Raw genomic sequence first — 20,627 nt, forward strand, 5'->3', positions numbered from 1 at the left:
TATTTTTAATCCAGGCAGCTGGCGTATTGCTCTGATAATTGAGTCAAAAACTGCATGTAGCTATCCGGCCCTATCGCCAGCCCAATTCCTAGTGGGTCGAGAGTTCCCATTTTCACCCCCGTATTACGTGCTACACTTTCAATCACAGCAGGCCTGAATTGAGGCTCAGCAAAAACACATTGCGCTTTATGCTCAACCAATTGTGTTCGTATTTGATGTAATTTCTGCGCGCCAGGTTGTATTTCTGGGTTTATCGTAAAGTGCCCCAATGGAGCTAATTGATAGTGTTTTTCAAAGTAGCCATAAGCGTCGTGAAAAACAAAATAACCCTTGTTTTTAGCTGGCTGCAAAATACTAGCAATTTTCTGATCATTTTGCGTCATATTTTCTTTGAATTTACGAAGGTTTACGTCTAGCTTATCTTTTTGTTCAGGATAAAGCTCTACTAAACGCTCATAAATGTCTTGCGCAGCAAAATTTGCAATTTCTGGAGACAACCAGATGTGCATATTATACTCACCGTGGTGATGATGTTCGTGATCCTTGTCATGATTAGCTTCATCTCCATGTTCATGGTCGTGTTCATCTTCATGGGACTCTGCCATAAGAAGTGGCTTAATGTTTTTCTGTTCAGCCAATGCTAGGCGTTTATTCTGTGGTAATGTATTGATTGGCTTCTGTAAAAACATCTCCATATCAGGACCAACCCATACGAATAAATCAGCCTGTTTAATTTTTTTCAAATCAGAAGGTTTAAGTGCATAATCATGGGGCGAAGCACCGTCTGGTAATAAAACTTGTGTCTCAGTGACACCATCTGCAATTCCCGCGGCAATAAAGGCCAGTGGGCGTATTGAGGCCACAACATCAGCATTCGCAGCTGATACCATTGTTGCACTTAATACGGAGCTCGCCACTGCTCCAAAAAGAAATTTGCAGGCAATGTTTTTCGATTTATGTATCATAGCAGTCTTTTTCCGTGATTTTGATTTTGAAATGTTATAATATAACACAACATGAATTCTGCAAGATGTTTTTCACATGCAACCATTACTGACTTTAAATAAGATTTCTGTTTCATTTGGCGAAAAACAGGTTCTCAATGATGTTACCTTTGAACTGAATAAAGGTGATATCGTAACCCTTTTAGGCCCGAATGGAGCTGGAAAATCAACAATTGTACGTGTTGTACTCGGGCTACTTGCCCCTACATCAGGTACTATTACGCGTCCTTCTTCTCTCGCTATTGGCTATGTTCCACAAAAACTTCATTTGGATACGACGCTACCCCTTACTGTTAAACGTTTTATGTTATTAAAACTTGGTGTTCGTAAAGAGCATTTGTTACCTGCACTCGAAAGAGTCAAAGCAACGCATTTACTTGAACAACCGATGCAAAAGTTATCAGGCGGTGAAACACAACGTGTTTTACTGGCTCGTGCCCTACTCAATAAACCGGATCTCCTCGTACTTGATGAGCCAGCTCAAGGTGTTGATATCACAGGTCAAGTTGCACTATATGACTTAATCAACCAATTAAGAACTGAGCTTAACTGCGCTGTATTAATGGTTTCCCATGACTTGCATCTCGTGATGGCAAAAACAGATAAAGTACTTTGCATTAACGGCCATATTTGCTGTTCTGGTGCGCCCGATGTTGTTTCAAACCACCCAGAATTTGTCGCTATGTTTGGTTATCGCGGTGCACAACAACTTGGTGTATACCGCCATCAACATAATCATCAACATGATTTAGAAGGCAATATTATTGTTGGTCACCAGCACAGCAAGGACTGCAAACATGATTGAGTTACTATTACCTGGCTGGATAGCAGGCATGCTACTTGCCATTGCGGCAGGTCCTCTAGGCTCTTTTGTTGTATGGCGCCGAATGTCCTATTTTGGCGATACGCTAGCTCATGCTTCATTGTTAGGGGTCGCATTTGGGCTTCTATTAAATATCAACCCATTCTATGCCGTTATTGCTGTCACTTTACTATTAGCCTTAATTTTGGTTTGGCTAGAAAAACGCCCACAACTTGCCGTTGATACTTTACTGGGTATTATGGCACATAGTTCACTGTCTTTAGGTTTAGTCGTTGTTAGCTTAATGGCTAATGTCCGCGTTGACCTAATGGCTTACTTATTTGGTGACTTACTCTCAGTAAGCTATGAAGATATTATAACGATTTTTATTGGCGTTATTGTCGTTTGTGGGTTGCTTTTTTATCGTTGGCGGGCACTTTTGTCCATAACGGTTAGCCCTGAGCTTGCTTTTGTTGATGGGATTAATATTCAAAGACTGCGTTTATTACTGATGTTAGTTACCGCACTAACAATTGGTATCGCTATGAAATTTGTTGGGGCGTTAATTATTACGTCTTTATTGATTATACCTGCAGCAACGGCTCGGCGTTTTGCTCGAACACCTGAGCAAATGGCTTTCATCGCTGTCTTAATTGGTATGATTGCTGTAACCGGGGGGCTAACTTTCTCTGCTTTCTACGATACCCCTGCTGGGCCGTCAGTCGTGTTGGTATCGGCTATTCTATTTGTACTAAGCTTAGCAATAAAAGCGAAAAATTAATTTAAGCTTTAAGCTACATAATTTCAGTCATTACATACTATTTTTAATGCAAATGGCCCCAACATTGAAAACAATGTTGGGGCCATATTTATTCATTTAATATAATTAAATTTCTTTAGGCGTTAAACCAAAGTGGTTATACGCATGAACCGTCGCCATTCGACCTCTAGGGGTACGCTGAATAAAACCTTGCTGGATAAGATAAGGCTCTAAAACATCCTCTATGGTTTCACGCTCCTCCCCAATGGCTGCTGCGAGGTTATCAACACCAACAGGACCACCCATAAATTTATCAATGATAGCAACTAGAAGCTTTCTATCTAAATAATCAAAACCTGCAGCATCGACATTTAACATGTCCAAAGCTTGGTTAGCAATTAGCCCATCAATCGAACCATCACCTTTCACTTGAGCAAAATCCCGCACACGACGTAACAAACGGTTAGTGATACGTGGAGTTCCCCTTGAACGCATCGCAACTTGTAGCGCACCTTCTTCGGTGATATCTAACCCCATATATTGGGCACTACGCTTGACAATATGTTGTAAATCATCAACTTGATAAAATTCTAGCCGTTGCACAATACCAAAGCGATCACGTAATGGTGATGTGAGCGACCCTGCCCGAGTCGTTGCACCAATTAATGTGAAAGGCGGGAGATCAATTTTAATCGAGCGCGCTGCAGGCCCTTCACCTATCATGATATCGAGTTGGTAATCTTCCATTGCGGGATAAAGTATTTCCTCAACAACTGGGGATAATCGATGGATTTCATCAATAAATAGGACATCATGGGGCTCTAAATTAGTTAGCATGGCAGCTAAATCGCCTGCTTTTTCTAATACGGGCCCTGAAGTTGTACGCAGATTAACACCGAGTTCATTTGCAACAATCCCTGCTAAAGTTGTTTTTCCTAACCCTGGAGGGCCAAAGATGAGCAGATGGTCAAGCGCATCGCCTCGCATTTTCGCTGCTTGAATAAATATTTCCATTTGGTCTTTAACCTGAGGCTGACCAATATACTCATTCAATAGCTTTGGCCTGATCGCACGGTCAATAGCTTCTTCATCTGACTGTAATACTTCAGCAGTTATTAGGCGATCAGCTTCAATCATATTAAAATTCTCTCAATCAAAGTGCGGCACGAAGGGCATCACGGATCAATGTTTCAGAATCGCTATCCGGTTTTGCAACTTTACTCACCATTCGACTTGCTTCTTGTGGTTTATACCCTAAAGCAATCAATGCGGCGGCAGCTTCTGCTTCGATATCCGCCATATTGGGAACTTTACTGTTTACATTTGGCAGATTAATGTCGCTATTTGGATTAAATAAATCCCCATTGAGGCCTTTGAAGCGGTCTTTCATTTCGACCACTAAACGTTCTGCGGTTTTCTTACCAATTCCAGGTAATTTAACCAGTGATGCAATAGCTTCTTGTTCGATAGCGGAAACAAATTGTTGAGCAGACATACCGGATAAAATCGCGAGGGCTAATTTGGGGCCAACACCATTTACTTTGATCAGCTCTTTAAATAATGCCCTTTCTTGCTTATCGTTAAAACCATAGAGTAACTGGGCATCTTCACGAACAACAAAGTGAGTAAAAACAATAGCTTCCTGACCAATATCGGGCAGTTCATAGAAACAAGTCATTGGCATATGGACTTCATAACCGACACCTTGTAGTTCTAATAATACGATTGGAGGTTGCTTTTCTAAAACAATACCACGTAAACGACCTATCACATTGAAGCCCTCTATTACTAACTAAACCTTGAGCAGGTTGGTTTATTATCATTAATACTGTTGTTTATACCACAAAAAATGCTGGATGCATATCCAGCTACACGCTATTTATTAATAAGCAATTCTGTTTAAGATAAACTCGCTATCTTAAACGTCCACGAGTTAAAACTAACCGTGGGTCGCCAACTTTTAAAAGATTTTGATTGAAATGGCAATGTGTAATCGCAATTGCCAAAGCATCTGCTGCGTCAGACTGTGGGCTCGCTGACAATTTTAGAATTGATTTAACCATATGCTGTACTTGGCTTTTTTCTGCGGCTCCCGTACCTACAACTGTTTGTTTGACCTGACGAGCTGCATATTCAAATACGGGTATATTCATGTTTGCAGCAGCAACAATGGCCACGCCTCTCGCTTGCCCAAGTTTTAATGCGGAGTCCGCATTCTTCGCCATAAAAACTTGTTCAATGGATAGTACATCCGGTTGATATTGTGTGATAATTTCCGAGACACCCGCGTAAATTCGTTGCAGACGACTTGGTAAATCATCAACTTGTGTACGAATACACCCACTACCTAAATACAGTAGTTGCCGGCCTTGCTGGCGAATAACACCGTATCCCGTAACACGAGAACCGGGGTCAATACCTAAAATAATCGCCATATAAATTTACTTATACCTCTTTATATTAATCATGTTGTTCTAATAAGCTTCATAATACTATCCATCTCATAATACTATCAATTTCAACTAAATAGCTATTTGAATAGCTGATAAAAACTAAAAGCGAGTTAGCTCGTTGATATAGAAGAAAGTATAGCGGATAAGGGAAAGGAAAGAGTAGAAGGCGTTAGAGAAAACAGGCTGCGCCAGCCCGCTTTCTCTACGCGGATTATGCTAAATGACTATGCCGCCATTTAGTGCCTCACAAATTACAGTGTGGCAGCGACTTCGTCAGAAATATCACCATTGTGGTAAACTTCCTGTACATCGTCTGAATCTTCTAACATATCAATAAGACGTAACAATTTAGGCGCCGTTTCAGCATCCAGCTCTGCTTTGGTCGACGGGATCATTGATACTTCTGCAGCTTCACTGGTAAAACCCGCAGCATCTAATGCGTCTTTCACTTCACCAAAAGTTTCTGGCGTTGTGTAAACATCGATTGCACCATCATCATAAGTTTCAACATCATCAGCACCCGCTTCTAATGCCGCTTCCATTATGGCATCTTCATCAACGCCCGGTGCATAAGTGATCACGCCGCGTTTAGTAAATAAGTAAGAAACGGAGCCGTCTGTACCCAAGTTACCACCTGTTTTAGTGAATGCATGGCGCACTTCTGAAACAGTACGGTTACGGTTATCACTTAAGCATTCAACCATAACTGCTGTCCCGCCCGGGCCATAACCTTCATAAATGATGGTTTCCATATTATCGTTATCATCATTACCAACACCACGTGCGATAGCACGGTTTAAGGTGTCACGAGTCATGTTGTTCGATAATGCTTTATCCACCGCTGCACGTAAACGTGGGTTTGTTGCGGGATCACCACCACCTAAGCGGGCTGCTGTGACTAATTCACGGATAATTTTAGTGAAAATTTTACCGCGCTTAGCATCTTGTGCCGCTTTACGGTGTTTGGTGTTGGCCCATTTACTATGACCTGCCATGAAATATCTCCAAAAAACGTCAATAAATAATTAAACAGCAAATTCTAAAATAGCCTGACTATTGCTCCAGGATTTCGTTAAGCTCGCCGCTTCATCAGGGGCTAGCCAACGATATTCGCTGTGTTCCGTCAGTAATGGCATTTTTTCTTCACTTTGCACCATTTTAAACCAATGTTCTTTGCAATGCGTAACATCAGGTGCATAACGATGCCTGAAATGTGGGAAAATTTCAAAGATGATACTGTGCGACAAATCTTGCAGCTGGTTTTGTTCAACCTCAAAACCCGTTTCTTCTTTAATTTCACGACACGCCGTTTCATACGGCGTTTCATCAGGCTCCAAACTTCCGGTCACTGATTGCCAGAAGTCTGGGTCGTCTTTACGTCGTAACATAAGCACCCGTCCACTACTTTGAGCCACAATAATGACTAATATCGATTCCGGGCGCTTATATTTTTTCATTGAACTTACTCTTCGTCTTTCGCAACCACGGCGATAGCGAGCTCCGTCAATGCATCAGGATTCGCATGGCTTGGAGCATTCGTCATTAAACATGCTGCCGCTGTTGTTTTCGGGAAAGCAATAACATCACGAATATTATCGGTTCCTGTTAACAGCATCACTAAACGGTCAAGACCAAAGGCTAATCCTGCGTGTGGTGGCGTGCCATATTTCAATGCATCTAATAAGAAGCCAAATTTTTCGCGTTGGTCTTCTTCATTAATGCCTAAAATACTAAATACCGTTTGTTGCATTTCATTGCGGTGAATACGTACTGAACCACCGCCAACTTCGTAACCATTGATGACCATATCATACGCATTAGCAACGGCTTCTTCGGGTTTACTGGCCAATTCTTCAGGTGAGAAATCTTTAGGAGAAGTAAATGGATGGTGCATCGCAGTTAACCCGCCCTCACCATTATCTTCAAACATTGGGAAATCAATCACCCACAGTGGCTGCCAGCTATTTAAATCGGTTAATTCAAAGTCACGACCGACTTTCAAACGTAGCGCGCCCATTGAATCGGTTACGACATTTTTTGCACCCGCACCGAATAACAAGATATCGCCATCAACTGCGCCTGTGCGGTCTAGTAACTGGTTAATCACATCTTCATTCAAGAATTTTGCGACTGGGCTTTGAATACCTTCAAGGCCTTGAGCTCGTTCGTTAACTTTCATCCAAGCCAAGCCTTTCGCACCATAAATACCGACAAATTGACCATATTCGTCGATTTGCTTACGCGTCATAGCAGCGCCACCTGGGACTTTCAGAGCCGCAACACGGCCTTTCGGGTCGTTTGCTGGACCTGAGAACACCGCAAATTCAACACCTTTTACGATATCCGCGACGTCCACTAACTCCATTGGGTTACGTAGGTCTGGTTTATCTGAGCCATAACGACGCATAGCTTCTGCAAAGGTCATGATTGGGAAGTTACCTAAATCAACCCCTTTTACCTCTAACCATAAATTACGGATCATACGTTCCATAATTTCACGCACTTGCTCTGCGGTCATAAACGAGGTTTCAACATCGATTTGGGTAAATTCAGGTTGACGATCTGCTCGTAAGTCTTCATCACGGAAGCATTTTACGATTTGGTAATAACGGTCAATACCAGACATCATCAGCAATTGTTTAAACAACTGAGGTGATTGCGGTAATGCATAAAATTTACCTTTATGAACACGGCTTGGTACTAAATAGTCACGAGCACCTTCTGGTGTTGCTTTGGTTAACATTGGTGTCTCAACGTCCAAGAACCCTTCGTTATCCATAAAATTACGAACAAAGCTGGTGATTTTGGCGCGCGTGCGCAGACGCTCAGACATCTCTGGGCGGCGTAAATCTAAATAACGATATTTTAAACGACGCTCTTCTGTATTCGTTTGGTTGCTATCTAATGGCAACGGCTCTGACTTATTAAAAACATTCAGTTCTTCAGCAAATACTTCAATCTCGCCCGTTGCCATGTCTTTATTTTTTTGGCTATCTGGACGTGCGCGTACTGTCCCTGTGATTTGGATACAGAACTCATTACGCAGCTCTGACGCTTTTTCAAATATGTCTTTACGATCGGGATCGAAGAAAACTTGCACGATACCTTCACGGTCACGCATATCGATAAAAATCAAACCACCTAGATCGCGACGGCGGTTTACCCATCCACTAAGAGTGACCTTTTGGCCTTCGTGAGCGATGTTTAACTGCCCACAATAATTAGTACGCATACAATATCCTTTTACTCAGCTTGTTGTGCATTTGCTTGCTGCGGAAATTTGGCATTTTGCTGAACATTGAGCTGAAAATTCAGAATGTCAAAAAGGCAGACATTATACAGGAAATTCTGTTAGACAAATAGTTACGTATTCTACATAACACGTAAACCATTTTGTTTTTAATCATATTTTCATCAATTATTGTTGTGGCTAATCAACAATAACAAGATTGAATGGCGAGATAGACGCCTATCATGATGATCCTATCGATTTTAAGGGACTATCCGCACCATGTACATATTGCAGCAGAGGTTTATTTTGTTAGTTCGATGTCTTTTTGAGCAAAGTAACATCACTTAATGTTTTCCAATTCAACTATTGATTAATAAATACTTCTTTAATCATTAATCTTTCTATTTCAGAATCGTTACCTTTTTCAGTTTGCTATAATCACAACAGACAGATATAACGCTGAATTAATCACCATCTGCAGTTTAAGGATTGCCCATGAAAAAATTGTTACTTGCCACTTCCATGTTCGTACTACTCGCTGGATGCCAAAACATGAAACCCGCAGAGACTGATAATACAAAAACTTTTTACATCGATTCTTCACTTGCTGATTGTATGGGAGTTGCCCCAATGAAGTGCATGAAAGTGAAAGAAAATCCAAGTGATGATTGGCAACTTTTTTATAGTTCAATTCAAGGCTTCGAATACCAACCAGGCTTCTCTTATACCTTGCAAGTGAAGCAATTTGATGTGCCAAACCCACCCGCTGATGCGCCAAGTATCCGTTATGAATTGGTAAAAATCGTTGAGAAAAAATAATTTTTAAACAATATAATTTAAGTCATTAAGTAATTTTATCATTTTACTTAATGACTCACTTACAGCAATAATTCTCTTATCATCGTTAAATAACAGAGTGGCCATATTATGAGTGCTAAAATCATTGATAAGCTTGGGTTAATCACCTTATCAGATCACAAAATTGCGATGGTACGTTCCCATAATAAAAGTTTGTTTTACATCCCCGGCGGAAAACGCGAACAAGGCGAGACTGATGAACAAGCGCTCTGCCGTGAGATTAGCGAAGAATTAAAACTTGAGCTAGATGCCGCTTCTATCCGGTTTTATGGTGAGTTTATTGGCCCTGCTGATGGAAAAACAGATGGAACGCAAGTCCGTATTCGTTGCTACTTTGCAGACTATCAAGGCGAGCCACACCCTGCTGCTGAGATTGCTGAGCTAGATTGGTTCAGCATTGACGATTTACCGCGCTGCTCAACCACGGCGGTGACTATTTTAACTCGCTTAAAGAAAGAAGGTTTGATCAACTAGAGCATGAGGACTACCCAAAAAAAGTTGTGATTTCATTTGTCTAACGGCTTTTTAGGATTTACAATTCACAAAATATTGTTAATACCCATTACTATAACTTATATTTTTAGGTGTTTTCATAGTTTGATTCGTTTTATGGTGGAGTAAAAAATGGTCAGCTCTTTGTATGCTGTACTGGGTGCCTTACTGCTGCTTAGATTATCCTTAAATGTTGTGAAGCTGCGTAATCAATACCGTATAGCTTATGGTGATGGCGGTTTTTATGAGTTACAAACCGCAATCCGCGTTCATGGTAATGCCATCGAATACATTCCCATCTCATTAATTTTATTGCTTTTAATGGAAATGAATGGCGCACAAGTGTGGATGATTCATATTTGTGGCCTGATCTTAATTGCCGGTCGAATACTGCACTCTTATGGTTTGAAAAATCACGATTACTCATATCGCCGTTCAGGCATGGTAGCAACTTACCTTGCAATGGCACTGATGGTTATCGCCAATACTTATTACCTACCTTGGCTGCAAATCGTTTCATTTAATCTTTAGTTTTTACTCTCTGTAACGGCACAAGTTATTAATGTGCCGCTCATTATTTCATTGCTTATGGATTGATTTTCAGTAGACAGCCTTTCTGATACAATCCTTTACTACTTTTGTTTTTGCTTAATACAGAACTTATGTCAAACTCAGATCCAACCTCAAAAGATCGCCTTTTCTCTGCGCCTATCGCTAACCTTGGTGACTGGCAATTCGATGAAAAAGTTGCTGAAGTATTCCCTGATATGATCCAACGCTCCGTGCCAGGGTACTCTAATATTATTACGATGATTGGCATGCTTGCGGGTCGTTTTGTCAAACCCCACAGCCATGTTTACGATTTAGGCTGCTCTTTAGGTGCAGCAACCTTATCAATAAGGCGTAATATTACAGTAGAAAAAAGCAAAATTATTGCTGTTGATAACTCTCCGGCTATGGTTGAACGTTGCCGCCGCCATATTAATGCCTATCGAGCGGATACACCGGTTGACGTTATAGAAGGTGATATTCGTGATGTAAATATCGAAAATGCTTCCATGGTTGTGCTCAATTTTACTTTACAGTTTCTCAACCCAGAAGATCGCCAATTATTACTCAGTAAAATATATCAAGGGCTACAACCCGGCGGTATTTTAGTCCTTTCCGAGAAGTTTAACTTCGAAGACAAAGAAATCGGTGAGTTATTATTCAATATGCACCACGATTTCAAGCGGGCAAATGGCTATAGCGAATTAGAAATCAGCCAAAAACGTAGCATGCTAGAAAATGTGATGCTCACAGATTCTGTTGATGCACATAAAGCGCGTTTAAAAAATGCCGGTTTTACTCACTGTGAAGTTTGGTTCCAGTGCTTTAATTTTGGTTCACTGTTAGCCATCAAAGAGGTCTAGGCATGATTGATTTTGGTCGTTTTTACCAACAAATTGCCGTTGGCCCGCTAAGTCATTGGCTTGTAACGCTTCCAGCACAACTTTCAGAATGGAAAAAACAAGGGTTACACGGTGGTTTTTCTTCATGGGAAAAAATGCTAGATAACCTGCCAATCATGGTTCCTACTGATTTGGATTTACAGCATAGCGTGACAGCGACACGTGAACCCGAGCTCACTGCAGGCGAGACTCGCCGCCTAAATAATATTCTTCAACAATTAATGCCATGGCGCAAAGGCCCATTTTCTCTCTATGGTGTCAATATTGATACAGAATGGCGCTCCGATTGGAAATGGGATCGCGTATTACCCCATATTTCATCACTAAAAGACCGTTATGTCTTAGATGTCGGTTGCGGCAGCGGTTATCATATGTGGCGTATGTTAGGACAAGATGCCAAATTTGTCGTTGGGATTGACCCAACGGAATTATTTCTATGCCAATTTGAAGCAGTAAGAAAGCTATTAGGCGATGATCAACGCGCTCACTTGTTGCCTTTAGGTATTGAACAACTGCCTGAGTTGAAAGCATTTGATACTGTGTTCTCAATGGGTGTACTTTACCACCGCCGTTCACCACTCGACCATTTGTGGCAACTTAAGAATCAATTAGTCAGCGAAGGAGAATTGGTTTTAGAGAGCCTGGTTATTGAGGGGGATGAGTTTCAGTGTTTAATCCCCGGTGAGCGCTATGCCCAAATGCGTAATGTCTATTTTATACCTTCCGCTAAAATGCTCAAAGTTTGGCTAGAGAAATGTGGTTTTGTCGATGTCCGAATTGTTGACCAAGAAGTAACCTCTTTGGAAGAGCAACGCCGCACACAATGGATGAAAACAGATTCACTGGCTGAATTTTTAGACCCCAATGATAAAACTAAAACTATCGAAGGTTACCCCGCACCACTACGTGCAATTTTAGTTGCCCGTAAGCCATAAAGATAAAATGCCTATGGCAATCAAGTCATAGGCATTTATTGTCATAGTGGTTAAGAAGCGATTACATTGTTATTTGCCATAGATTATAGAAGGCAATTCGGCCAGATAACTCGGCTAAAATAACCGCTAGCGCACATAGGCTTAATAGTACGGATGAATTTCTTCCGCGATATAACAGCGCCGGGTAAACAAATAACATCACCGCTAAGACGACTAACTGGAAGCTCCAAAAACCAGCTTGCTCGGCACTAATCTCTGGCCCTGTCTCGCCTAAAAATGACACATAAGCCGCGCGAGTAGCAAAAATAATAATTGAACCAATCAAAAATACCATCGCCCCTAACCGCTGAGCGCCAAATAGGATAGCTAACGCGCCACCAGAGACTAATAGTGTCATCCACATTTGTAATGTCGTGAAAACAGTAAACCAATTGGCTACTGTGGCAATATTATAAACTTGAGGAATTGACCATACGAATGCCAAACCAAAAATAACCGTGGCAATATTACACAGTTCACTTAGCGCTTTATTTTTAATCAATAAGGTGAATAATAAAGTTGCGGCCCCAAAAGCGACAAAAATACCACTGAGTAAAGCTTCATTACTCATTGGTGAGCGGCCTACGCCTAAAAGCATATTAAAGAAGCGTAGAGGCTGCCCAACGTGTAATCCTCCAATGACTAGCGCAATGATCATGATGACAAATGCCGCTATATTGGCATGACGTAATTGGTTTTCGCCCAACATCCCCAGTTTTCGGCTCGCATACGCCAATAAATATAAACCTGCTGCCGACTGCCCCAATACGGTGAAAAAAACGAGTGGAAGTTCGTGCATGTTATACCTCTGCTGGGTTTTGTAATTTCCCGCTTTTGTCACCACAAGGTTTAGCATCTTTATGCGGCTTAATGACAATATTAGGATTAGTAAGAGATGGGTTTGGCATGGGGGCTACCCCACTAATATTGCCATGTCGCTCGCGAAGGATGTTGATATCATCAAAGTCCAATGCGCGTTGTGGGCAAGATTCAACACAAACAGGCTTCATCCCTTTTTCGACGCGTTCATAGCATCCATCGCATTTACTCATCAATTTTTTCTTTTCATCATACTGTGGTGCGCCGTATGGGCAACGTAACTCGCAGTAGCGACATCCAACACAAATTGTTTGGTCGACCACCACTAGTCCGTCTTGCTCACGTTTGTGCATAGCGCCAGTTGGACATCCTGCAACACAGGTTGGGTTAGAACAATGATTACAGGATATTGATAGATAGTAGCTATAAACATTCTGTTGCCATATCCCCTCTTGTTGCTGCCATGTTCCACCACCAAACTCGTATACCCGACGAAATTTAGGCCCTAAATCAAGGTCTTTTTCATCCTTACAACTCACCTGACACGTTTTACACCCAGTGCATTTTGTTGAGTCAAAATAAAAACCATACTGTTTCATTCATCGCTCCTTATGCACGTTTCACGTCAACTAAGTTAGTATGTTGTGGATTCCCTTTAACAAGGGCGGAAGGTTGTTGTGTCGTTAGTGTATTGATACAACCGCCAATATCGACCCCCTCCTCATTGACTTCTCGCCAAGCACCTTGCGGGACTGCAATCACACCGGGTAATACGCGCTCCGTCACTTTTGCTTTAATATGCATACGTCCACGGTCATTGAAAATTTCAGTAATATCACCATCCTGAATACCACGAGCTGATGCATCAATTGGGTTAATCCAATACTGGTGAGGAACGGCTTCGCGTAACATCGCAATATTAAAATATGAAGAATGCGCATGGCCTTTATCGTGATAGCCTGTCATTTGCAGCGGATATTTTTGTTTAGCTTGCTTGTTTTCAACGCCTTCAGCATTTACACAATATTCAGGTACAGCAGGTATTCGCTGGTCAGTTGGGTATTCCCACTCTTTCGCTATCTTAGCGAGCCTTTCTGAATAAATTTCAATTTTACCCGATGGTGTAGGTAATGGCGCGGTTTCAGGTGAGTCTCTGAATGGTTTTAATGCAATATAATCTGCACTGTTTGCCAATTTTCTATCCACGATCCCCATATCATTCGTTTCTTCGAACGTTGGCAAGTGTGGATTTTTTTCTCGCATCAGGTTATAGCAATGTTCTATCCACTGCTCATGAGTACGACCTTCAGTAAATTGGTCTTTAATACCCAGTTTTTCAGCAATATCAGTTAAAACATCATAAGATTGGCGACACTCCCATAATGGGGTAATCGCATTTTGTAGGCGAATAGCGTAGTGATAAGCACCGCTGGCATACGAGTTATTAATTAAATCATTTGATTCAACGCTGGTCACATCGGGTAAAATTAAATCCGCATATTTAGTCGATGGCGTCATATGCGTATCCCACACCAAAATAAATTCGCATAAAGACTCATCTGTTAGAATTTTGTGGGTTTTGTTTAAGTCAGAATGTTGATTACCCGTGACATTACTCGCATAGTGCCATAAAAATTTCACATTCGTTTCAAGACGCTCTTTACCAAGCAGTGTTGAATTTGTCGCCGTCATTTCGGTTCCGCGCGCAATCGCATCTGTCCACATAAAACACGGGATCTTGGTTTTAACTGGATTTGGGATAGCAAAACCTGGCACCGAATACGCCACGTTTCCTCCCCATCCTCCGGCATTCGTTCCTGGACGCCCAATATGCCCCGTGACAATCGGTAACATCATCACAGCCCGTGCTGCTTGTTCACCCGATGCCGTTCTTTGCAATCCCCAGCCTTGAGAAATCCACGCGGCTTTCGCATTACCTAACTCACGAGCCAGTTGAATAATACGAACCGGTGAGACGCCTGTAATTTGGCTAGCCCACTGCGGTGTTTTTTCAATACCATCATCACCGAGCCCTAAAATATAATCCTTATATGAGCCATTTTGGGGTGCAGACTCAGGAAGTGTCTGGCTATCCCAACCCACACAATATTTCGCTAGAAAGTCTTCATCCGTTAATTGTTCTTTAATCAATGTATGGATAATCGCAGCCACAAGTGCACCATCTGTCCCCGGATAAATTGGGATCCATTCAGCGCCTAGCGTTGTCACGCTATCGGTACGGCGCGGGTCAATAATAATGACTTTAGCTTGGCTTTTTTCTAATGCTTTTAGGGTTTCGTAGAATTGGCCGCCACCGGACATCCGTGTTTCCGCAATATTATGACCAAACATCACAACTAAATCGCTATTGGCTATTTCAGACAACAGTGAATCATCCAACTTGCCATAAACATACGGAATAACGCCGTTTATTTGTGCAGTTGAGTAGGTTCCATGTTGATCAAGAAACCCACCGAGTTGGCTTAGTAACCGCTTACAGGCATTACGCCCTTGTAAATTAGCACCAGTAGATCCTGAACCATACTGATAGTAAATCGCTTCATTGCCATATGTATCAATGGTTGAGCGCAATTTTTGCGCCACAATCGTCGTTGCTTCATCCCAACTGATCCGTTTAAATTTTCCTTCTCCCCGTTTACCTGTACGCAATAACGGGTATTTCAAGCGGTCTGGGTTATAGGTTTTCCAGCGAACAGAACGCCCTCTCAAGCAAGGACGTATTTGATGTAAACCAAATTGCATGTCGTCATACATGGTTTCATTCGATATACGAGTAATGACGTCATCTTTTACATGTACTTTGAGTGGGCAGCGACTGCCACAATTGACTAAGCATGCGCTGTATTTGATTTTTTCGCTGACTTCATCGGGTTGGATTGTGATGGTTGGTGTTGCTTGAGCGGAAAAAGGGAGAGAGATGGAGCTGATAATAGACGTTGTCGTAGCGACAGAGGCAGAGGCTTGAATAAACTGTCGCCGGCTCAGCGCTTTTTCCCTGATTTTATTGATCATTACATTGCTACCTTATTAATTATTATAAATTGAATTACTTAGTATTCTTATAGTAATTAGATAGTAGCCTTATAAAAATAAGGGTTAATTGACATGCATCAACACAAGCAATAATTAAACCATTAATGATAAATAAATCATATTTTTAGTCTTCTTATTGACTATTTTAATGACATTAAACTAGTTGATGACTAAAAAACAATAAGGAAAACCAACGAATTGATTTTCCTTAAAGAATAACAAGCTATGTAAAATTTCTATATCAAAGCTGTGTATTGAGTCCGGCAGCAATTAAACAGAAACTTTTTCTGTAATAGAAATAAAGTCCTTCATCGCTTCGACCGTAGGACCATCCACACAATAATGAGTAAATTCATCTGATTCACTATTAGAGGCCATTGTCACGCCCACTTTGCGGTAACTCATGGTTGATGGTACCGTTTTCCCCGCGGAACTGTGCACCTCAGATAAGCCGATTTCCATAAATTTACTTAAATTGGCCAAACGTACGCCCGCACCTGCCATTATTTGTGGGCCATTAATTTGCTGGCTTTTTTCATGTAACTCTTTCAATAGCGGTAAACCTAGCTCCGCGCTTTGTTGCTGCCCAGAGGTTAAAATGCGAGCTACGCCGAGTTCCTTTAATTGTTCTAAAGCTAACAATGGGTTAATACACATATCAAATGCACGGTGGAAGGTAATATTCATCCCCTGTACTATTTCCATCAACGTGTGCATCCTGTTGATATCAATGCGCCCTTCGCTATCCAATATACCAATAACAGCGCCTGAAAAACCCATTTCCTTAATCATAATTAAATCTTCACGGATCACGTCAAATTCACTGATGTTATAGCAAAAATCACCACCACGAGGACGAATAATAGGATGAACTGGAATATGCAATTTTTCTTTTGCCAGTTTCAGGTAGCCATAACTGGGTGTTAAGCCACCATCAGCGGCGCCAGAGCAAAGCTCGATACGATCTGCACCATACTCTTGAGCCACTTGGGCGCATTCAATTCCAAAACAACAGATTTCCAGTTTTGCCATCACAACCTCCGAAATAGAGCAATAAAACACCTGCTTTATGTGCCCCAAAAATAATGAAAAGATTTAATGTTAAACGTTAACAATTCGGCTAATAATGCCATTTATTAAAAAATGTTATCGGATGGATATCACACCGCCAAAAGTTAATGAGAATTATTGATCAATAACGTTAATTACATCACTTATTTTTCACTTTCAATTATCTTTTTTAGCGGAAATGGATGGTATTTAACGGTTACTTCACCATTTGACACTGCTAATGTTGGATTTGGCAACCTTTCTTGCTGCCCTTTAGGCTGGCTCATCTTCATTCGGTACCCTTGGGGCAAAGGGTCAGGTAGCAACTGGAATGCCGAAGTTTCTAGCTCACTTGGCTCAACATCAATTACCATTTCAATATGTTCCCAGCTTTCTTTCGGGTAAATTTTGTCTTTTGGGAAAGGTAATTCAATCATAAATACATCTTGGCCTACGATGTTTAATGGCTCGCTTAGCTCATATAAACGAATCGGCCGACCATTAATTACATTGTCAGATAAAAGTTGCGCACATTGCAGTAACCCTTGGTGCCAACGTTCTGCAGTTGCAAGATGATGACAACGCACTGAAATGTGGTCTATCGGAAAGGATGACAATGATAGGTTTATCTCCTGCGCCATCTGTTGTAATTTACTAATAAATACAGGTAGGTTATCCCATAAATCTTGTAATTGCGAAATTTTGCTAAACTGTGGCACTTAAAGCCCCCCTTTACAAAAACTTATCTGCTAAACAATGGCGCAGACTGTAGCATGAGAGCCCCAAAATGTGGTATAAAACCTGCCGATTTTTCTCTTCCACCTTTTAGTTATGCGCATGTGATGGCACAATGCGGTAACTATGTTCGTAATTTAAGGTAATTCGGTGAATATTCAGGCGATTCTTTCAGATAAAATTAGTGCTGCGATGTTAGCAGCGGGTGCTCCAGAAGGCAGTGATGCACTTGTGCGTCAGTCCGCTAAAGCTCAGTTTGGTGACTACCAAGCTAATGGAGTGATGGGCGCGGCTAAAAAGATGGGGATGGCTCCGCGACAACTGGCTGAACAGCTTGTTAATCACTTAGATTTGGAAGGGATTGCCAGCAAAGTTGAAATTGCAGGTCCTGGCTTTATTAATATCTTCCTTGAGCCAACTTGGGTTGAAAAGCATGTTGAAGAAGCATTAGCTTCACAGCGCTTAGGTATCGCACCAGTCAAGTCTGAAACGATTGTTATTGACTATTCAGCGCCTAATGTCGCAAAACAGATGCACGTGGGTCACTTGCGTTCAACCATCATTGGTGATGCTGCGGCACGTACCCAGGAATTTATTGGTCATAAAGTCATTCGAGCCAATCACGTCGGTGATTGGGGTACGCAATTTGGTATGTTAATTGCCTATCTTGAAAAAGTACAAAATGAAGATGCCACGGATATGGCACTTGCAGACCTCGAAGAATTTTACCGTGAAGCCAAAAAGCACTACGACGAAGATGAAGAGTTCGCGGTACGCGCACGTGGTTATGTTGTGAAATTGCAATCCGGTGATGAGTATTGCCGCCAAATGTGGCGTAAATTGGTTGATATCACCATGCAACAAAACCAAGAAACCTACCGCCGCTTAAACGTCACCTTAACTGAAGATGACGTGATGGGTGAAAGCTTATATAACAGCATGCTACCGGGTATTGTTGCAGATTTAAAAGCTAAAGGTTTAGCGGTTGAGAGTGAAGGTGCGACGGTTGTTTTTCTTGACGAATTTAAAAATAAAGAAGGCGAACCTATGGGCGTGATCGTCCAGAAAAAAGATGGTGGCTTCTTGTATACAACAACCGATATTGCCTGTGCTAAATACCGTTATGAAACCTTACATGCTGACCGCTCACTTTACTATATTGACTCACGCCAACATCAACATTTGATGCAAGCATGGACCATCGTCCGTAAAGCAGGTTATATCCCTGAATCAATGGCGCTTGAGCACCATATGTTCGGTATGATGCTAGGTAAAGATGGCAAACCGTTTAAGACTCGTACCGGTGGTACTGTTCGTTTATCAGACTTGCTTGATGAAGCGGTTGAACGCGCTCAAGCATTGATCCGTGAGAAAAACCCGGATATGCCTGAAGATGAATTACTTAACGTCGCAAATGTGGTCGGTATTGGTGCGGTTAAGTACGCTGATTTATCCAAAAACAGAACGACGGATTATATTTTTGATTGGGACAACATGTTAGCTTTCGAAGGAAATACCGCTCCGTATATGCAATATGCGTATACTCGTGTGGCTTCTATTTTCAAGAAAGCCAATTTAACCCATGCAGACTTAACTCTGCCTATTTCATTACAAGACCCTCGTGAAATTGCACTTGCGACACGTTTATTACAGTTTGAAGAAACCATTCTAACTGTCGCTCGTGATGGTACACCTCATGTTATGTGTGCTTATTTATATGAATTAGCAGGTTTGTTCTCTGGTTTCTATGAGCACTGCCCTATCTTGTCAGCTGATGACGAAGCCCAGCGCCAAAGCCGCTTGAAATTGGCTGCATTAACCCAAAGAACGTTAAAAACCGGCTTAGACACACTGGGTATTGAAACCGTTGAAAGAATGTAATTCAAATCTATAGGTTGTCTATTAACGGTTCACTTCGGTGAGCCGTTTTTGTTTGCGTTGTTTCGCTAGCTTTGTTGTTAGTTTTTGCAATTCATCGATATATTCATTCGCGCAATTACGGAGTACTAAGTTCCATTTACAAAGTATTTTTGCTTGTTCATAAAGTTCAGGGTTATGCGACAACCGGTTATTCTGTTGTAGCCAATCAGCAACACTCGCCCAGTCCCATAACGGAGATGCCCCTCTCAAACGTTGTACGGGCGCAGGGAAATGACCTTTACCTCGAGCCCCATCTTTCAGCAAAGCCACTGCTTGACGGGTTAGTCCTGTCAATTCTGCAATATCACTTAGCCCAACCAAAGCGGAATCAATAGATTCCACTTTTATACTCATTGATGTACTTTCAATATCTGTAATCGCAGTTTCAATTGCACGATCAAAAGATTCCGCTTCCCTATCAAATTCTAAATAAACCGATTTACCATAGAAGCACACCAATGCATCGCCACAGCCTGCGGCAAATATGGTATCAACTAAGCCTTCCGTATCAGCAGTCACACCCGATAGTGTTAATGTGAAAGTAAATACCGCCATAATTTCCCCATCTTACATAAATAAGCGGCCTAAGCCGCTTGGATTAACCTAAAAGAGCAATACAGTGGTTCACTTTACGTATTATCTGTTTAGCATGCACTTCCATAACTTTTGGCGTTGACCAGACACTCATCATATGTGTTTTGTGTTCACCCACTGCGTTACCACAACGTAACTTGCAAAAAGTATGTGATGAGTTTCCTGCTGTAACCCAGACCCAGCCATTTTCTATCGCATATTCAATAGCAGCCTGAACATGCTTATTTGGGTGTTTTTTCATCGACCTCCGTGATACATAACATAGCCATTGCGTTGACAATAGTCAACAAACAATATCCAATAAATTGAATATTTCCCTGAAATTAGTTGTTGTCACAACAACCCAGTAAATATACTCCAAAAATAGAGTTGGCTATTGCTTTTATCAATGAAAACAATTAATTGAAATTTCATGAAATGATTTTGAAA

The 20,627-nt window shown here is 41.5% G+C and carries 22 protein-coding genes; 8 read left to right on the forward strand and 14 right to left on the reverse strand.

The window, feature by feature from the left end; genetic code table 11:
- Positions 1 to 5: 5 nt before the first annotated feature.
- Complete coding sequence (gene znuA, locus ACU696_RS13665) at positions 6 to 965, reverse strand: zinc ABC transporter substrate-binding protein ZnuA (RefSeq protein WP_004910690.1); 960 nt, start codon at positions 963 to 965, stop codon at positions 6 to 8.
- Positions 966 to 1,041: 76 nt separating this feature from the next.
- Here znuA and znuC point away from each other — a divergent pair, with 76 nt between their 5' ends.
- Positions 1,042 to 1,809 (forward strand): zinc ABC transporter ATP-binding protein ZnuC, encoded by a 768-nt coding sequence (gene znuC, locus ACU696_RS13670; protein WP_004910688.1) that lies wholly within the window; start codon positions 1,042 to 1,044, stop codon positions 1,807 to 1,809.
- Positions 1,802 to 2,587, forward strand: coding sequence for a zinc ABC transporter permease subunit ZnuB (znuB, locus tag ACU696_RS13675; RefSeq protein WP_109911322.1), 786 nt, complete (start codon positions 1,802 to 1,804; stop codon positions 2,585 to 2,587). Before znuC ends, znuB begins: the two co-directional genes overlap by 8 nt.
- A 105-nt stretch (positions 2,588 to 2,692) precedes the next feature.
- On the opposite strand, the gene ruvB is transcribed toward znuB, so the two are convergent.
- The 6 genes from ruvB to aspS form a co-directional block, all read right to left on the reverse strand.
- Entirely contained in the window at positions 2,693 to 3,703 is a 1,011-nt protein-coding gene (gene ruvB, locus ACU696_RS13680; protein ID WP_004255021.1) for a Holliday junction branch migration DNA helicase RuvB, read from the reverse strand.
- A 16-nt stretch (positions 3,704 to 3,719) separates the two neighbouring features.
- On the reverse strand, positions 3,720 to 4,337 hold the full coding sequence (gene ruvA, locus ACU696_RS13685; protein WP_004910685.1) for a Holliday junction branch migration protein RuvA: 618 nt from the start codon (positions 4,335 to 4,337) through the stop codon (positions 3,720 to 3,722).
- A gap of 142 nt (positions 4,338 to 4,479) precedes the next feature.
- The gene (gene ruvC / locus ACU696_RS13690; protein WP_004910683.1) at positions 4,480 to 5,001 is read right to left on the reverse strand and encodes a crossover junction endodeoxyribonuclease RuvC; all 522 of its coding nucleotides are present in this window, start codon (positions 4,999 to 5,001) and stop codon (positions 4,480 to 4,482) included.
- A 269-nt stretch (positions 5,002 to 5,270) separates the two neighbouring features.
- The gene (locus ACU696_RS13695) at positions 5,271 to 6,014 is read right to left on the reverse strand and encodes a YebC/PmpR family DNA-binding transcriptional regulator (RefSeq protein ID WP_004255032.1); all 744 of its coding nucleotides are present in this window, start codon (positions 6,012 to 6,014) and stop codon (positions 5,271 to 5,273) included.
- 30 nt (positions 6,015 to 6,044) lie between these two features.
- Entirely contained in the window at positions 6,045 to 6,476 is a 432-nt protein-coding gene (nudB, locus tag ACU696_RS13700; RefSeq protein WP_004910680.1) for a dihydroneopterin triphosphate diphosphatase, read from the reverse strand.
- A 5-nt stretch (positions 6,477 to 6,481) separates the two neighbouring features.
- Positions 6,482 to 8,251 (reverse strand): aspartate--tRNA ligase, encoded by a 1,770-nt coding sequence (gene aspS, locus ACU696_RS13705; RefSeq protein ID WP_123382002.1) that lies wholly within the window; start codon positions 8,249 to 8,251, stop codon positions 6,482 to 6,484.
- A 495-nt stretch (positions 8,252 to 8,746) separates the two neighbouring features.
- Here aspS and ACU696_RS13710 point away from each other — a divergent pair, with 495 nt between their 5' ends.
- The 5 genes from ACU696_RS13710 to cmoB all read left to right on the forward strand — a co-directional run bounded on the left by ACU696_RS13710 (position 8,747) and on the right by cmoB (position 11,987).
- Positions 8,747 to 9,070, forward strand: coding sequence for a DUF4377 domain-containing protein (locus ACU696_RS13710; RefSeq protein WP_109911319.1), 324 nt, complete (start codon positions 8,747 to 8,749; stop codon positions 9,068 to 9,070).
- A gap of 108 nt (positions 9,071 to 9,178) precedes the next feature.
- Positions 9,179 to 9,583, forward strand: coding sequence for an NUDIX hydrolase (locus ACU696_RS13715; RefSeq protein ID WP_004910675.1), 405 nt, complete (start codon positions 9,179 to 9,181; stop codon positions 9,581 to 9,583).
- Between the two features lie 150 nt (positions 9,584 to 9,733).
- Positions 9,734 to 10,132, forward strand: a complete 399-nt coding sequence (locus ACU696_RS13720; RefSeq protein ID WP_004255048.1) for an MAPEG family protein — start codon at positions 9,734 to 9,736, stop codon at positions 10,130 to 10,132.
- A gap of 131 nt (positions 10,133 to 10,263) precedes the next feature.
- Positions 10,264 to 11,013, forward strand: a complete 750-nt coding sequence (gene cmoA, locus ACU696_RS13725; RefSeq protein WP_209101448.1) for a carboxy-S-adenosyl-L-methionine synthase CmoA — start codon at positions 10,264 to 10,266, stop codon at positions 11,011 to 11,013.
- A 2-nt stretch (positions 11,014 to 11,015) separates the two neighbouring features.
- Positions 11,016 to 11,987: a tRNA 5-methoxyuridine(34)/uridine 5-oxyacetic acid(34) synthase CmoB gene (gene cmoB / locus ACU696_RS13730; protein ID WP_004910673.1), complete on the forward strand. Its 972-nt coding sequence runs from the start codon at positions 11,016 to 11,018 to the stop codon at positions 11,985 to 11,987.
- Positions 11,988 to 12,048: 61 nt separating this feature from the next.
- Here the strand turns inward: cmoB and ACU696_RS13735 are convergent, their stop codons facing one another.
- From ACU696_RS13735 to ACU696_RS13755, 5 genes are all read right to left on the reverse strand, one after another.
- Positions 12,049 to 12,825: a dimethyl sulfoxide reductase anchor subunit family protein gene (locus ACU696_RS13735; RefSeq protein WP_209101445.1), complete on the reverse strand. Its 777-nt coding sequence runs from the start codon at positions 12,823 to 12,825 to the stop codon at positions 12,049 to 12,051.
- A 1-nt stretch (position 12,826) separates the two neighbouring features.
- Positions 12,827 to 13,444 carry a DMSO/selenate family reductase complex B subunit gene (locus ACU696_RS13740; RefSeq protein WP_004910671.1) on the reverse strand — a complete coding sequence of 206 codons (618 nt, stop codon included), beginning with the start codon at positions 13,442 to 13,444 and terminating at the stop codon, positions 12,827 to 12,829.
- Between the two features lie 10 nt (positions 13,445 to 13,454).
- The gene (locus tag ACU696_RS13745; protein ID WP_196723375.1) at positions 13,455 to 15,878 is read right to left on the reverse strand and encodes a DMSO/selenate family reductase complex A subunit; all 2,424 of its coding nucleotides are present in this window, start codon (positions 15,876 to 15,878) and stop codon (positions 13,455 to 13,457) included.
- A gap of 291 nt (positions 15,879 to 16,169) precedes the next feature.
- Entirely contained in the window at positions 16,170 to 16,931 is a 762-nt protein-coding gene (gene cutC / locus ACU696_RS13750; RefSeq protein WP_196723374.1) for a copper homeostasis protein CutC, read from the reverse strand.
- Between the two features lie 182 nt (positions 16,932 to 17,113).
- Positions 17,114 to 17,668 (reverse strand): VOC family protein, encoded by a 555-nt coding sequence (locus ACU696_RS13755; RefSeq protein WP_209101441.1) that lies wholly within the window; start codon positions 17,666 to 17,668, stop codon positions 17,114 to 17,116.
- 166 nt (positions 17,669 to 17,834) lie between these two features.
- On the opposite strand from ACU696_RS13755, the gene argS reads away from it, so the two are divergent.
- Positions 17,835 to 19,565, forward strand: coding sequence for an arginine--tRNA ligase (gene argS / locus ACU696_RS13760; RefSeq protein WP_004910662.1), 1,731 nt, complete (start codon positions 17,835 to 17,837; stop codon positions 19,563 to 19,565).
- Between the two features lie 21 nt (positions 19,566 to 19,586).
- Here the strand turns inward: argS and ACU696_RS13765 are convergent, their stop codons facing one another.
- Together ACU696_RS13765 and ACU696_RS13770 are read right to left on the reverse strand one after the other, a co-directional pair.
- Positions 19,587 to 20,159, reverse strand: a complete 573-nt coding sequence (locus tag ACU696_RS13765) for a helix-turn-helix transcriptional regulator (RefSeq protein ID WP_109911316.1) — start codon at positions 20,157 to 20,159, stop codon at positions 19,587 to 19,589.
- A 43-nt stretch (positions 20,160 to 20,202) separates the two neighbouring features.
- A complete protein-coding gene (locus ACU696_RS13770) occupies positions 20,203 to 20,439 on the reverse strand; it encodes a hypothetical protein (RefSeq protein WP_004255083.1) in 237 nt (78 codons plus the stop codon).
- Between the last annotated feature and the right edge of the window lie 188 nt (positions 20,440 to 20,627).

The organism is Providencia sp. PROV_01 (assembly GCF_053098325.1).

Bases quoted from the DNA above. Each gene is read 5' to 3' on its own strand.
- znuA (WP_004910690.1), bottom strand. From the start codon at position 965: ATGATACATAAATCGAAAAACATTGCCTGCAAATTTCTTTTTGGAGCA.
- znuC (WP_004910688.1), top strand. From the start codon at position 1,042: ATGCAACCATTACTGACTTTAAATAAGATTTCTGTTTCATTTGGCGAA.
- znuB (WP_109911322.1), top strand. From the start codon at position 1,802: ATGATTGAGTTACTATTACCTGGCTGGATAGCAGGCATGCTACTTGCC.
- ruvB (WP_004255021.1), bottom strand. From the start codon at position 3,703: ATGATTGAAGCTGATCGCCTAATAACTGCTGAAGTATTACAGTCAGAT.
- ruvC (WP_004910683.1), bottom strand. From the start codon at position 5,001: ATGGCGATTATTTTAGGTATTGACCCCGGTTCTCGTGTTACGGGATAC.
- ACU696_RS13695 (WP_004255032.1), bottom strand. From the start codon at position 6,014: ATGGCAGGTCATAGTAAATGGGCCAACACCAAACACCGTAAAGCGGCA.
- nudB (WP_004910680.1), bottom strand. From the start codon at position 6,476: ATGAAAAAATATAAGCGCCCGGAATCGATATTAGTCATTATTGTGGCT.
- aspS (WP_123382002.1), bottom strand. From the start codon at position 8,251: ATGCGTACTAATTATTGTGGGCAGTTAAACATCGCTCACGAAGGCCAA.
- ACU696_RS13710 (WP_109911319.1), top strand. From the start codon at position 8,747: ATGAAAAAATTGTTACTTGCCACTTCCATGTTCGTACTACTCGCTGGA.
- ACU696_RS13715 (WP_004910675.1), top strand. From the start codon at position 9,179: ATGAGTGCTAAAATCATTGATAAGCTTGGGTTAATCACCTTATCAGAT.
- ACU696_RS13720 (WP_004255048.1), top strand. From the start codon at position 9,734: ATGGTCAGCTCTTTGTATGCTGTACTGGGTGCCTTACTGCTGCTTAGA.
- cmoA (WP_209101448.1), top strand. From the start codon at position 10,264: ATGTCAAACTCAGATCCAACCTCAAAAGATCGCCTTTTCTCTGCGCCT.
- cmoB (WP_004910673.1), top strand. From the start codon at position 11,016: ATGATTGATTTTGGTCGTTTTTACCAACAAATTGCCGTTGGCCCGCTA.
- ACU696_RS13735 (WP_209101445.1), bottom strand. From the start codon at position 12,825: ATGCACGAACTTCCACTCGTTTTTTTCACCGTATTGGGGCAGTCGGCA.
- ACU696_RS13740 (WP_004910671.1), bottom strand. From the start codon at position 13,444: ATGAAACAGTATGGTTTTTATTTTGACTCAACAAAATGCACTGGGTGT.
- ACU696_RS13745 (WP_196723375.1), bottom strand. From the start codon at position 15,878: ATGATCAATAAAATCAGGGAAAAAGCGCTGAGCCGGCGACAGTTTATT.
- cutC (WP_196723374.1), bottom strand. From the start codon at position 16,931: ATGGCAAAACTGGAAATCTGTTGTTTTGGAATTGAATGCGCCCAAGTG.
- ACU696_RS13765 (WP_109911316.1), bottom strand. From the start codon at position 20,159: ATGGCGGTATTTACTTTCACATTAACACTATCGGGTGTGACTGCTGAT.
- ACU696_RS13770 (WP_004255083.1), bottom strand. From the start codon at position 20,439: ATGAAAAAACACCCAAATAAGCATGTTCAGGCTGCTATTGAATATGCG.